Annotated in this window: 13 protein-coding genes and 1 riboswitch; of the genes, 12 read left to right on the top strand and 1 reads right to left on the bottom strand. The window is 65.0% G+C overall.

Annotated elements, in window-relative coordinates; all coding sequences use genetic code 11:
* Positions 1-112 precede the first annotated feature (112 nt).
* The 11 genes from NFX52_RS14600 (at position 113) to NFX52_RS14550 (ending at position 10,824) form a co-directional block, all read left to right on the top strand.
* Positions 113-916, top strand: a complete 804-nt coding sequence (locus NFX52_RS14600) for a sulfite exporter TauE/SafE family protein (RefSeq protein WP_055393880.1) — start codon at positions 113-115, stop codon at positions 914-916.
* Positions 917-945: 29 nt separating this feature from the next.
* Positions 946-2,730 (top strand): nitrite/sulfite reductase, encoded by a 1,785-nt coding sequence (locus tag NFX52_RS14595; RefSeq protein WP_252635697.1) that lies wholly within the window; start codon positions 946-948, stop codon positions 2,728-2,730.
* A 192-nt stretch (positions 2,731-2,922) separates the two neighbouring features.
* Positions 2,923-3,318, top strand: coding sequence for a DUF934 domain-containing protein (locus NFX52_RS14590; protein ID WP_369801315.1), 396 nt, complete (start codon positions 2,923-2,925; stop codon positions 3,316-3,318).
* 25 nt (positions 3,319-3,343) lie between these two features.
* Positions 3,344-3,967 carry a phosphoadenosine phosphosulfate reductase domain-containing protein gene (locus tag NFX52_RS14585; protein WP_055393876.1) on the top strand — a complete coding sequence of 208 codons (624 nt, stop codon included), beginning with the start codon at positions 3,344-3,346 and terminating at the stop codon, positions 3,965-3,967.
* A gap of 19 nt (positions 3,968-3,986) precedes the next feature.
* Entirely contained in the window at positions 3,987-4,955 is a 969-nt protein-coding gene (cysD, locus tag NFX52_RS14580) for a sulfate adenylyltransferase subunit CysD (protein WP_055393874.1), read from the top strand.
* Entirely contained in the window at positions 4,955-6,319 is a 1,365-nt protein-coding gene (locus tag NFX52_RS14575) for a sulfate adenylyltransferase subunit 1 (RefSeq protein WP_055393872.1), read from the top strand. Before cysD ends, NFX52_RS14575 begins: the two co-directional genes overlap by 1 nt.
* 114 nt (positions 6,320-6,433) lie before the next feature.
* Positions 6,434-6,763, top strand: coding sequence for a ferredoxin FdxA (fdxA, locus tag NFX52_RS14570; protein ID WP_055393870.1), 330 nt, complete (start codon positions 6,434-6,436; stop codon positions 6,761-6,763).
* A gap of 124 nt (positions 6,764-6,887) precedes the next feature.
* On the top strand, positions 6,888-7,943 hold the full coding sequence (locus NFX52_RS14565; protein WP_252635696.1) for an NAD(P)/FAD-dependent oxidoreductase: 1,056 nt from the start codon (positions 6,888-6,890) through the stop codon (positions 7,941-7,943).
* A gap of 128 nt (positions 7,944-8,071) precedes the next feature.
* On the top strand, positions 8,072-8,431 hold the full coding sequence (locus NFX52_RS14560; RefSeq protein ID WP_055393868.1) for a hypothetical protein: 360 nt from the start codon (positions 8,072-8,074) through the stop codon (positions 8,429-8,431).
* A gap of 16 nt (positions 8,432-8,447) precedes the next feature.
* Complete coding sequence (locus NFX52_RS14555; protein ID WP_055393866.1) at positions 8,448-9,329, top strand: helix-turn-helix domain-containing protein; 882 nt, start codon at positions 8,448-8,450, stop codon at positions 9,327-9,329.
* Positions 9,330-9,366: 37 nt separating this feature from the next.
* Positions 9,367-9,471: riboswitch (TPP riboswitch) on the top strand.
* 72 nt (positions 9,472-9,543) lie between these two features.
* Positions 9,544-10,824, top strand: coding sequence for a purine-cytosine permease family protein (locus tag NFX52_RS14550; RefSeq protein WP_055393864.1), 1,281 nt, complete (start codon positions 9,544-9,546; stop codon positions 10,822-10,824).
* Positions 10,825-10,892: 68 nt separating this feature from the next.
* Here the strand turns inward: NFX52_RS14550 and thiD are convergent, their stop codons facing one another.
* The gene (gene thiD, locus NFX52_RS14545; RefSeq protein ID WP_055393862.1) at positions 10,893-11,741 is read right to left on the bottom strand and encodes a bifunctional hydroxymethylpyrimidine kinase/phosphomethylpyrimidine kinase; all 849 of its coding nucleotides are present in this window, start codon (positions 11,739-11,741) and stop codon (positions 10,893-10,895) included.
* Between the two features lie 287 nt (positions 11,742-12,028).
* On the opposite strand from thiD, the gene NFX52_RS14540 reads away from it, so the two are divergent.
* Positions 12,029-13,109, top strand: a 1,081-nt coding sequence (locus tag NFX52_RS14540; protein WP_252635695.1) for an FAD-dependent oxidoreductase, incomplete at its 3' end; no start/stop codon positions are given.

Genomic DNA, 13,109 nt, shown 5'->3' with positions numbered 1-13,109 from the left:
CGCTGAAAACGCGTTAAAAAACCGCGCCCACACTTGCTTATAAGCAAATTGACATATCAGCAGAGCGAAACAATAGTTTGCTTCCATAAGCCTCTCCCCTACATTCGCACCCATGCATGAATTGGCGTTTGTTTTTGCGGGCTTTGCGGTCGGGCTGATTGTGGGCCTGACCGGCGTGGGCGGTGGCTCGCTGATGACGCCGATCCTGATTTTCTTCTTTGGCATCAAGCCCCACATGGCCGTGGGCACCGACCTGCTGTTCGCGGCCTTCACCAAGATGGGCGGCACCGTCAGCCTGGCCCGCCAGCGCCTGGTGCCCTGGAAAGTGGTGGGCCAGCTTTGCGCAGGCAGCATTCCGGCCGCGTTGCTGGCGCTGTGGGCGCTCAAGGTGATGGGCCCGGCCAGCAGCACCGCGCAGCGTGTGATGACCACCACCCTGGGTTTTGCCCTGCTGCTGACGGCAGCGGCCACGCTCTATAAGGTGGTGGCGTTTTCTGCCCAGCGCCAGGCGGCCGAAGCCGCAGCCCGCAAGAGCCACACGGGCGACCCCACACGCCCTCGCCACTGGAGCCTGCCCGTGCTGATGGGTGCCGTCATCGGTACGCTGGTCACCTTTACCTCGGTGGGCGCGGGCGCCATTGGCGTCACGGTGTTGCTGCTGGTCTACCCCATGCTGCCCCTGCCGCGCATCATCGGTGCCGACATTGCGTATGCCGTGCCCCTGACCTTGGTGGCGGGCCTCGGCCACGCCTCGCTGGGCTCGGTGGACTGGCCTTTGCTTGCACAATTGCTGGCTGGCTCACTGCCGGGCATCTGGCTGGGTTCGCGCCTGGTGACCCGCACGCCTGAGCGCCTGATTCGCTCCATCCTCTCGCTGTTGCTCGCCTGGGCGGGCTTCAAACTGATCTTGATTTGAGTTGCACGCACTGAACTGCACTGACCACGATGTACCAATACACAGAATTCGACCGACAATTTGTGCAACAGCGGGCACAGCAATTCCGTGACCAGCTCACGCGCTGGCAGACCGGCAAGCTGCCCGAAGACAACTTCCGCCCACTGCGCCTGCAAAACGGCTGGTATGTGCAGCGCTACGCCCCCATGCTGCGCGTGGCCGTGCCTTACGGTGAAATCGCCAGCCGCCAGCTGCGCGTGCTGGCCCAGGTCGCCCGCGAATACGACGAACCCGAAGCGGCCGTCTTCAAGGCCGCCATGGAAGGCCAGGGCAAGCTGGGCACCACGTTCTTGCCCACGCACTGCGCCCACTTCACCACCCGCACCAATGTGCAGTTCAACTGGATTCCGCTGTCCAAAAGTGCGGATGTGATGGACCTGCTGGCCACTGTGGACATGCACGGCATCCAGACCAGCGGCAACTGCATCCGCAACACCACCACCGATGCCCTGGCCGGCATTGCCGTGGACGAGATCGTGGACCCGCGCCCCTATGCGGAAATCATCCGCCAGTGGACCACGCTGCACCCCGAGTTCGCTTTTTTGCCGCGCAAGTTCAAGATCGCCATCAGCGGTGCCAAGGACGACCGCGCCGCCACCGGCTGGCACGACGTGGGCCTGCACCTGCTCAAAAATGAGCAGGGCGAGATCGGCTTCAAGGTGTTTGTGGGCGGTGGCATGGGCCGCACGCCGGTGATTGGCACCGTGATCCGCGAGTTCCTGCCCTGGAACCAGATCATGAATTACATCGAGGCCATCGTGCGCGTGTACAACGAGCACGGCCGCCGCGACAACAAGTACAAGGCCCGCATCAAGATTTTGGTCAAGGCCGAAGGCCAGCAGTACATCGACGATGTGGAAGAAGAGTACCGCCAGATCGTCGAGATCGACGGTGGCCCGCACACCATTCCGCAGGCCGAGTTTGACCGCGTGGCCGCCTGCTTTGTGACGCCAAAGCTGGCCGACATTGCCGATGTGGCACCCGCAGCGCTGCAGGCATCGCTGAACGCCCTGGCGGCAGAGCATGTGATGTTTGGCCGCTGGCTGCAGCGCAACGTGCACCCGCACCAAAACCCGCAGCTGCGCGCCGTCACGCTGTCATTCAAGCGCCCCGGCCAGTCGCCGGGTGATGCCACCAGCGAACAACTGATTGCACTGGCCGACCTGGTGGACAAATACTCCGCCGGCGAAGCCCGCGTGACGCACGACCAGAACGTGTTGCTGCCCTGGGTGCATGCCAGCCGCCTGTTTGCGCTGTGGCAAGAAGCCAAGGCCCTGGGCCTGGCCAGCGCCAACGTGCAGCTGCTCACCGACATGATCGCCTGCCCCGGCGGCGACTTCTGCGCGCTGGCCAACGCCCGCTCGCTGCCCATTGCCGAGGCCATCACCCAGCGCTACCAGGACCTGGACGAGCTGGACGACATCGGCGAGATCGACTTGCACATCAGCGGCTGCATCAACAGCTGCGGCCACCACCACAGCGGCCACATCGGCATCCTGGGTGTCGATAAGGACGGCAAGGAGTGGTACCAGGTCACGCTGGGCGGCTCCGATGGTTCCGACCTGTCGGGCGCTGCCGTGGCAGGCAAGGTGATCGGCCCCTCGTTCTCTGCGGCCGAAGTGCCCGACGTGATCGAGGCGGTGCTCAGCACCTACCGTGACCTGCGCGAAAGCGGCGAGACCTTCCAGAACACCGTGCGCCGCACCGGCCTGGACCCGTTCAAGGAAGCTGCCAAGCAAGCCCGCCACAAAGACGAAACCCTGGCCACGGCCTGAGAGGCTGAAAGTCTTTTTCCTATGCCCGCCTTGCACGCCAAAACACCGCAGCTCGTCGTTGCAAATGCTCGCCATAGCCCGAGCTATGGCTGTGCTTTGCGCCTCGATCAGCGGCGTTTTGACGCACCTTTCGGGCACTGGCAAAAAACTCTCAGCCTCTGAAGCTGCCCTGCCACCGAAATCCGAACGATGATGAACCTGACACTTCTTGCATCCCACGAACACCTGCCCCCGGCGGAAGGCGACGCCCGCGTGGTGGCGCTGGCCAACGATGCCGACGCCACAGCCCTGTCGCTGGAAGGCGTGGAACGTGTGGACCTGCACTTCCCCAACTTCACCGATGGCCGCGCGTTCAGCCAGGCCTTTTTGCTGCGCCGCCGCCGTGGCTTTGCAGGCGAAATCCGCGCCACGGGTGATGTGCTGATCGACCAACTGGTGCAGATGCAGCGCACGGGCTTTAGCAGCGCGGTGCTGGCCGAGGGTGTGGATGCCGCCGATGCCCAGCGCCAATTCGAGCTGTTCCCAGGCTTCTACCAGGGCGACGCCGTCAACCCCCAGCCGCTGTTTGCCCACCGCGCCGCCGCCTGAGAACCCAACCCACAAGCCCTGCACCATGAGCCAAATCGATCTCGCACGCATCAACGCCGACCTCGGCCGCAACGCACCAGACCTGGTGGCCTGGGCGCTGGGGCTGGGCCAGCCCGCCATCGTCACCACCAACTTCCGCCCCTTCGAGGCAGTGATCCTGCACATGGTCACGCAAGTCAACCCTGATGTGCCCGTGGTGTGGATGGACAACGGCTACAACACCGAAGCCACCTACCGCTTTGCCGACGAGGTGACAAAGCAACTGGGCCTGAAGCTGCAGATCTACCTGCCACGCCGCTCACGCGCGCACCGCGAGGCCGTGGAAGGCGCCACGCCTGCGCTGGACGACCCACGCCACGCAGCCTTTACCGAAGAAGTGAAGCTGGAGCCCTTTGCCCGCGCCCTGCGGGAAACGGCCCCCAAGGTGTGGTTTACCGCACTGCGCGCTACCGACACCGCTGTGCGCGCACAGATGGACCCGGTGAGCATCAACCCTGACGGCCTGATCAAGGTGGCGCCGCTGCTGCACTGGTCGTCCAAGGATCTGCACGAATACTGCGTCAAGCACGGCCTGCCCAACAACTTTGACTACGTGGACCCCACCAAGGGCGAAGACAACCGCGAGTGCGGTTTGCATCTGGCCCACTGACTCCACTGCAGCACCGACCATGAACACCCGGACCGATACCGCGCTGCTTGAGAAGAAAACCAACGATATGAGCTACCACCTCAACAACTCGCACCTCGACGCCCTGGAAGAAGAAACCATCTTCATCCTGCGCGAAGTGGCTGCCGCCTTTGAACGCCCTGCCTTGCTGTTTTCGGGCGGCAAGGATTCGCTCGTCATGCTCAAGTGCGCCGAAAAGGCCTTTGGCACCAAGGCCAGCGGCGGCGGCATTCCGTACCCATTGCTCATGATCGACACGGGCCACAACTTCCCCGAAGTAACGGATTTTCGCGACTTCCGCGCCAAGGAACTGGGGGCCGAGCTCATCGTGCGCAGCGTCGAAGACTCCATGGCGCGCGGCACCGTGCGACTGGCCCACCCCGGCGAATCGCGCAACGTGCACCAGTCCGTCACGCTGCTCGAAGCGATCGAGGAATTCCGCTTTGACGCCCTGATCGGCGGCGCCCGCCGCGATGAAGAAAAGGCACGCGCCAAAGAGCGCATCTTCAGCCACCGCGACAGTTTCGGCCAATGGCAGCCCAAGGCGCAGCGGCCTGAGCTGTGGACCCTGTTCAACACCCGCCTGCAGCCCGGCGAGCACTTCCGCGTGTTCCCCATCAGCAACTGGACCGAGCTGGACGTTTGGCAGTACATCGACCGCGAACAGATCGGCCTGCCCAGCATCTACTACACGCACAAGCGCCAGGTGGTGGACCGCAAGGGCCTACTGATGCCCGTGACCGAGCTGACACCGCCGCGTGAAGGCGACGTGGTCGAGACACGCGACGTGCGCTTTCGCACCGTGGGCGACATCACCTGCACCGCACCGGTGGAGAGCACCGCCGCCACCCCGGCCGAGATCGTCATCGAGACCCTGGCCGCCGACGTGAGCGAGCGCGGTGCCACCCGCATGGACGACAAGACCAGCGATGCCTCGATGGAAAAGCGCAAGAAAGACGGGTACTTCTGATGACCACTATGAATTCGATAGCTTCCAGCGCAATCCCTACAAGCGCTACAGGAAAAAATGACCACATTTCCGCGCTCAAGTTCATCACCTGCGGCAGCGTCGACGACGGCAAGAGCACGCTGATCGGCCGTCTGCTGGTGGACAGCAAGGCCGTGCTGCAGGACCACCTGGCTGGCGTTCAGCGCCAGGGTGAGACCGACCTGGCCCTGCTGACCGACGGCCTGAGCGCCGAGCGCGAACAGGGCATCACCATCGACGTGGCCTACCGCTACTTCGCCACCGAAGAGCGCAAGTTCATCATTGGCGATGCACCCGGCCACGAGCAATACACCCGCAACATGGTCACCGCCGCCAGCAGCGCCGACGCCGCCGTGGTGCTGGTCGATGCCACCAAGCTCGACTGGAAGAACCCCGGCCTGGCCCTGCTGCCGCAAACCCGCCGCCACAGCCTGCTGGCCCACCTGCTGCGCGTGCACTCGCTGGTGTTTGCCGTCAACAAGCTCGACGCGGTGGAAGACCCCGCGCTGGCGTGGCAGCACATCCAGGGCGCGTTGCAATCCTTTGCCCAAGCGGCAGGCATCACCGTGCGCGCCATGGTGCCGGTGTCGGCCCTCAAGGGCTGGAACGTGGTGGACGCCCATGCGGGCTGGTGCGGTTATGACGGCCCCACGCTGCTGCAAGTGCTGGAAGCACTGCCCAACACCCCCGCAGACTCAGCGCTGGCACCGGCCTTCCCGGTGCAGTGGGTCGAGAAATTCTCGTCGTCCTCCGACACCTCGCAAGGCCGCCGTGTGTTCTGGGGCCGCGTGGCTGCGGGCAGCTTTGCGCCCGGTACCGCTGTACAGATCTTCCCCAGCGGCCAGCTGGCCACCGTGGCGCAAGTGCTGGACCATGCCCGTCGCCCCAAGGACGTGCCCGCAGGCACCAGCGCCGGCATCATTCTGGACCGCGAGGTGGATGTCTCGCGGGGCGACTGGATTCTGGCGGCGCCTGCCGTCGCCACCCCCGCCGAAGACGACTTCGACACGCCCGCCAGCGTGCCTGCGTGGCCCGCCAGCCGCGAGCTGCGCACCACGGTGGCCTGGATGGACGACGAGCCCCTGGTCGCAGGCCGCGTGTACTGGGCGCTGCACGGCCACCGCTGGGTCAAGGCCAAGGTCAAGGCCGTGGTGCACAAGCTCAACATCAACACGCTGGCCGAAGAAGCCGCCACCCAGCTGGACCCCAATGCCATCGGCCATGTCGACCTGCTGCTGCAAGAGGCGATTCCGGCCGCCCCCTTTGGCAAAGCCCGGGTGCTCGGATCGCTGATCCTGGTGGACACCGCGAGCCACAAAACGGCCGGTGCCGTGCTGGTCAACTGATCTAGATCAGCGCCCGTAACCCCAGTCACCCCATCGGGGTGAGGGGCCCTGTAACCAAAGGTCGGTGAAAGCTTCTAAAATTGAGGGTTTTCACCGACCCACACAACTCCTGTCATGACCCACGTCGTCTCCGAAAACTGCATCAAGTGCAAGTACACCGATTGTGTGGACGTGTGCCCCGTGGACTGCTTCCGCGAAGGCCCGAACATGCTTGTCATCGACCCCGATGAATGCATCGACTGCGCCGTCTGCATCCCCGAATGCCCGGCCAACGCCATCTTTGCCGAAGAAGATCTGCCGGCCGACCAGATTGCTTTCATCAAGCTCAACGCCGACCTGGCCTTTGCCGACGGCTGGAAGAGCATCACCAAGCGCAAGCCGGCGCTGCCCGACGCCGACGAATGGAACGGCAAGCCGGGCAAGGTCAACGAACTAGTCAAGTGACCCCCCTGAGTTGCTTCGCGCCCTCCCCCAAGGGGGACGCCACCAGTGGCCTGGCAAAGCCAGCTCCACGGTGGCACAGGTCTTTGGCAGCGCCAGTTTCTGGCGCTGCGCGCGTGGCTTGAGCATGATTCAAGAAACCGACGCCGTCGTCATCGGCGCGGGCCCCGTGGGCCTGTTCCAGGTCTTCCAGCTGGGCCTGCAAGGCATCACCGCCCATGTCATCGATGCCCTGCCCCATGCAGGCGGCCAGTGCGTCGAGCTATACGGCGACAAACCCATCTACGACATCCCGGGCATCCCCGTGTGCACCGGGCGTGAGCTGGCCGGTTTGCTGCTTCAGCAGATTGCGCCGTTCAAGACCCAGTGGCACCTGAACACGCTGGTGTCCGCACTCACCGTGCAGGCCGATGGGCGCCTGCTGGTCGAAACCTCGCAAGGTGCGCAACTGCTGGCCCGCAGCGTGTTCATTGCCGCAGGCGTGGGCGCCTTTGTGCCGCGCACGCTCAAGGTGGACGGCATCGAGCGCTTTGTGGGTACCCAGGTCCACTACCAACACCTGCCCGCGACTGCGGATGTGGCCGGGCGCCACGTCGTCGTGCACGGCGGCGACGAGCCCGCGGTGGCCCGCGCCGCGGAACTGGCCGAACAAGGCCAGGCCGCCCGCGTCAGCCTGCTGCACCGCCGCGATGTGTTCCACGCCCCGGATGCTCTGCTGCAGCGCCTGCAGCAACTGCGCGATGCGGGCCGCATCCATGTCGAGTCTGCGCAGATCACCGGTATCGAAACCGCTGGCGACCAGCTGACCGCCTTGCAGGTGGTGGACGCCGATGGCAGCACCCGCGCCCTGGCACTGGACCTGCTGGTGGCTGTGCTCGGCATCTCGCCCCGCCTCGGTCCCATTGCGGATTGGGGGTTGGCCATGGACCGCAAACAACTGTTGGTGGACACCGAGGCCTTCCGCACCAGCGTGCCCGGCATCTACGCCGTTGGCGACATCAACACCTACCCCGGCAAACGCAAGCTCATCCTTTGCGGTTTCCACGAGGCCACTCTGGCCGCCTTTGGCGCCGCCGAGGTGCTCAAGGGCGACAAGGTGGCGCTGCAATACACCACCACGAGCCCAAGGCTGCACCAGCTGCTGGGTGTGGCTCCGGCGTCTATGCCTTCCGCCAGCACGTAGTCCAGGCGAGTCCGGGCACCGTCGTTTCGCGCCCAAACGACGCGCCCACAAATAAGCACAAAATGTCCAAAAGGCGCGCAAGCGCCCGGCACGATGGCGTCTCCCTTCACCACCTATCGGAGCGCACCATGAGCCAACAACCCCTTCAATCCATCTGGGACACCTACACCGCGTCGTGGAAAACCGACTCGGCCAATGACAGGGAGGCACTGTTTTCTCAGTCCCTCGACCCCGCCTGCACCTACAACGACCCGCTGGCCACCGCCCAGGGCTGGACCCAGCTGACCGCCTACATGGACGACTTTCACCGCCAGGTGCCCGGCGGGCATTTCGTGACCCATTACTTCGCCAGCCACAACCAGCAAAGTATTGCCAAATGGAACATGGTGGATGGCCACGGGCAGGTGATCGGGGAAGGCGTGAGCTACGGCCGGTACAACGACCAGAACCGGCTGGTTGCCATGACCGGTTTCTTTGAAACCCCTTGAGCAGACGGACCCACCCGTGCTTTATCTCCGGCAAATCCAGGAGGGCATCGATTTCATCGAAGCCCATCTCGAATCCGATATCCAGCTTTCAGAGGTGGCACGGGCTGCGGGAATGAGCCAGTGGCACTTCCAGCGGATCTTCAAGGCGCTGACCAACGAAACCCTCAAGACCTACATCCGCTCGCGCCGGTTCTCTCGGGCGCTGGAGCAGTTGACCAACACGCGGCTGAGCGTGCTCGACATTGCGCTGGCGTCGGGGTACGAGACACAGGAGAGTTTCACGCGAGCGTTCCGTGATTGCTTTCGGCTCACACCGTCGCAGTACCGCAAGATGGGCAACCGCTCGCTGTTCGTGCGCAAGATCCGGTTTGATCAAAGCTACCTCGCACACATTCACCACAACATCTCGCTGGAACCCGACATAGAGCAGCAGCCCGCCATGCAGCTGGTCGGGCTGCCCACCGACTACTACGGCATCGATTCCGAAAAAAACAACCTGGGCCAGAAACTGCCGCCCCTGTGGGCGAAGTTTCTGCCCCGGTTGGGCGAGATTGCGAACACCGTGCCCGGGGTCTGTTATGGCGTCGTGGCACCGGCGGGGCCGCACACGGAAGAGCTGCGCTACCTGGCCTGCATCGAAGTGAGTGGCCCCGGTCCACTGCCACCGGGCATGGAGGCCATGGAAATCCCCGCGTCCACCTATGCACGCTTCACCCACAGGGGTCCTGCCCAGAACGTCGATGCGACGGTGAACTACATCTACTCCAGCTGGCTGCTGTCGGCCAGCCAGTCGCACAGCCTGGGGCCGGATCTGGAAATCTACGGCTCGCAATACCACCCAACGTCCGCTGACTCCGTGATGCACTACGCCATCCCCATCACCCACGCCGGGCGCTGACCCACCCTCTACAATGGCAACCGCGCTCCTTCGGGGGCGCCATCGCTAGGGGTGTCGAGACCGGCCTGCCGGAACCGACTGAGAGAGTCCCTTTGAACCTGATTGAGATCATCCTCGCGCAGGGAAGCACGTCCGCTTTGGCCCAGCCCTGAATGAAATGACTTTGGGGCGCACTGGCGGGCCGCCCCTGCTCTGTACTGCCACGGAGCCATCCATGTCCTCATCACCCGCCGCGCCCTCCCACAACGAAGCGCTGGCCCCCGTCTCCCCCGACCGCCGCGTCTTCCAGTGGCATGACCACGCCTCGCTCTGGTTCAGCCTGGGCGTGGGCTTGCTGGTCATGCAGGTGGGTGCATACCTGATGCCCGCGTTGGGCACCAAAGAAGCCCTCATCGCCATCTTGGCCGGTTCCATCGTGGGCGCGGGCCTGCTGGGCTGGGTGGCCAAGCTGGGCTGCGACAGCGGCCTGGCCAGTGCCGGCCTGATGCACGCCGTGTATGGCCGCACCTTTGCCAGCCTGCCGATCATCCTGAACATCGTGCAGCTGGTGGGCTGGGGCACGTTCGAGCTGGTGGTGATGCGCGATGCCACCGTGGCCATCGGTCAGCAGTCGGGCAGCATGGCCGGTGCGCACTGGCCGGTGCTGGCCACGCTGCTGTGGGGCGGCGTGGTGATGCTGCTCATCAGCGGATCGATGGTGCAGCTGGTGCGCAAGGTGATTGCGCGCGTGGCGCTGCCGCTGGTGGTGTTGTCGCTGCTGTGGCTGTCGTGGCAGTTCTTGTCGCTGGCGCAGGTCCAGGGGTTTGACGCGCTGTGGAACCGCCAGGGCGCGGGCGGCATGGGCGTGTTCCCTGCGCTGGATCTGGTGATCGCCATGCCCATTTCGTGGCTGCCGCTGGTGGCTGACTATGCGCGCCACGGCAAGAACGGTGGCTCGGCATTGCGTGGCACCTGGCTGGGCTATGCGCTGGCCAACATGTGGTGCTACTCGCTCGGCGTGCTGGTGGCGCTGACGCTGCCCAGCAAGGACCTGGTGCAGGCGCTGCTGCTGGCCCAGGGCGGGCTGATTGCGCTGTCACTGATCCTGATCGACGAAGTGGATAACGCCTATGGCGACACCTATTCGGGTGCGGTGTCGGCCCACAGCCTGCTGCCGCGCTGGGGCGTACGCAAGTGGGGCCTCGCCATGGCGGTGGTATGCACTGGCCTTGCGCTGGTCTTGCCCATGCACAGCTTGGAGCCCTTCCTGCTGCTGCTCAGCTCCGTATTTGTGCCGCTGTTTGGGGTGATCCTGGGGCGGCTGGCGTTTGGCACCGATGCACCTGCATTGCTGGCAGCGGCGCGCAAGGTGAATGCGGCGCCCGTGGCGATCTGGCTGGTGGGGATTGCCGTCTACCACCTGGCTCCCAAGGTGCTGCCGGGTGCGGGCTCGGCGCTGCCGGCATTGTCGTTCAGCTTTTTGCTGGCCTGGGCCACACGGCCACGGGGCCGTTGAATAGCTATCGAATTGTGAGCTGCTAGCGCTTACCAGATAAGCGCTAGCGGCCAAAAACTCTTAAATTTCTACAGCACCAACTGCGCCACAGGCGCATAGCCGTGGTTGAGCGGGCCGTGGCCGCGGCCGGTGGTCACATCAGCCCCTGCGGCGATGGCGCCCAGAATGTAGGCACGCGCGCGCTCCACCGCCTGCTGCAAGGGCAGGCCCTGCGCCAGGTGTGCCGCAATGGCCGACGACAGGGTGCAGCCGGTGCCGTGCCCGTTGGGCGTGGCAATGCGTGCAGACTCCAGCCGCTGCCGCACACCGCTGCGGGTGGCCAGAACGTCCACCACCCAGTCTCCAGGCAGGTGGCCGCCCTTGAGCAGCGCCGCACGTGCACCCAGAGCGCACAGTGCCTGCGCGGCTTCGTCCAGCGTTTCCACGCCCTTGATGCTGCGCCCCAGCAGCCAGCCGGCCTCGTCCAGGTTGGGGGTGATCACCTCGGCCAGCGGAAACAGCTCCTGCACCAGCACGCTCACGGTTTCTGAAGCGATGAGCCGGTCGCCACTGGTGGCCACCATCACGGGGTCGAGCACCACGTGCGGCAGCTGGTAGGTGCGGATGGCATCGGCCACCACACGCACCACCTCGGGCGAATGCAGCATGCCGATCTTGACCGCATCCACGCCAATGTCCTGCACCACGGCGTCGATCTGGGCCTTGAGCATCTCGGGCGGAATGCCGTGGATGCCCGTCACGCCGCAGGTGTTCTGCGCGGTGATGGCCGTGATGGCCGTCATGCCGTAGCAGCCCAGGGCGCTGAAGGTCTTGAGGTCGGCCTGGATGCCCGCCCCGCCGCCGCTGTCAGAACCGGCAATGGAAAGCACGCGCACATAGCGGCGCGCTGCGGAGGTCGGTGGGGTCAATGAAGTCATGGCAAAAATTATGGCCTATGCGTTAGCGCAAAAAGAGCGGCCAAGGGTTGTGCTGTAATTGATTTTTTCCGGACGAAACAGGGGTGTCCCTCCGTTCAGAACCTGACCAGGTTCTTCGGTGTGCGACTGAGAAATACCCTGGGGCTCGCACGCAGCGCTGCATGGCACTGCCTGCAACGTGGCCCCGCTACCCGATCCAGGTCATGCTGGCGTGGGGAGTTTCCAAGAGCGGCGCTGCCCCCGTTTTGTCCATGGTTGCCAGCCAACACGGACACACCGACGGACCTATGCCACTTCAACCCTCTTCTTTTGCGATTCTGGGCGCGGGCCTCATGGGCCGCCTGCTTGCGGTGGAGCTGGCCCGCCAGGGTCACCGTGTGGACATCTACGACGCGGGCAGCCCGGCCGCCGAACATTCGGCCGCGACCGTGGCCGCGGCCATGCTGGCGCCGCTGGCCGAATCGGCCATCACCGAGCCCGGCGTGGTGCGCATGGGCCACCACGCCCTCACCCGCTGGCCGCAGCTGCTGGCGGCGCTGGCCGAGCCCGTGTTCTTCCAGCAGGCCGGCACGCTCATCGTGTGGCACCGGCAGGACGCGGCCGAAGCCCAGCGGCTCACGCGCCAGCTGGAGGCCAACCAGCACCAGGTGCCAGAGCTGCCCGCCCTGCAAAAGCTGGACGGCGCCGCGCTGGCCCAGGCGGAGCCCACCCTCGCGCAGCGTTTTGCGCAGGGCCTGTACCTGCCCGGCGAAGGCCAGCTCGACAACCGGCAGCTGCTGGCCGCCCTGGTGGTGGAAATGCAGCGGCTGTCGGTGCGCACGCACTGGCACAGCCCCCAGTCGCCCGAGGCCTTTGCACCCGGCGCCCCTGGCCAACCCGACTGGGTGCTGGACTGCCGTGGCTTGGGCGCCAAGGGCCAGTGGAGTGCACTGCGCGGCGTGCGCGGCGAGGTGGTTCGCATCCACGCGCCGGATGTCACGCTGCAGCGCCCAACGCGGCTGGTGCACCCGCGCTACCCCATCTACATTGCGCCCAAGGAAGACAATCTGTTCGTCATCGGCGCCACCGAAATCGAATCGGACGACCTCTCGCCCGCCAGCGTGCGCTCAACACTGGAGCTGCTCTCCGCCACCTACGCCGTGCACCCCGGCTTTGCAGAGGGCCGCATCCTGGAATTGGCCACGCAGTGCCGCCCCACGCTGCCCGACAACCTGCCCGCCATCCGCCAGCCGCGCAAGGGCGTGCTGGAAATCAACGGCCTGTACCGCCACGGCTTCATGATCGCGCCCGCGATGCTGGATGTGACGCTGGAAGTGCTGAACGCAGGACAATCGCAGCTTTCGCAACGATTTGACCTCGCGCTGGACC

The organism is Acidovorax facilis (assembly GCF_023913775.1).
In the GTDB taxonomy this organism is placed as follows: Bacteria; Pseudomonadota; Gammaproteobacteria; order Burkholderiales; family Burkholderiaceae_C; genus Acidovorax; species Acidovorax facilis.
This window is presented reverse-complemented; position numbering and strand designations above follow the sequence as displayed.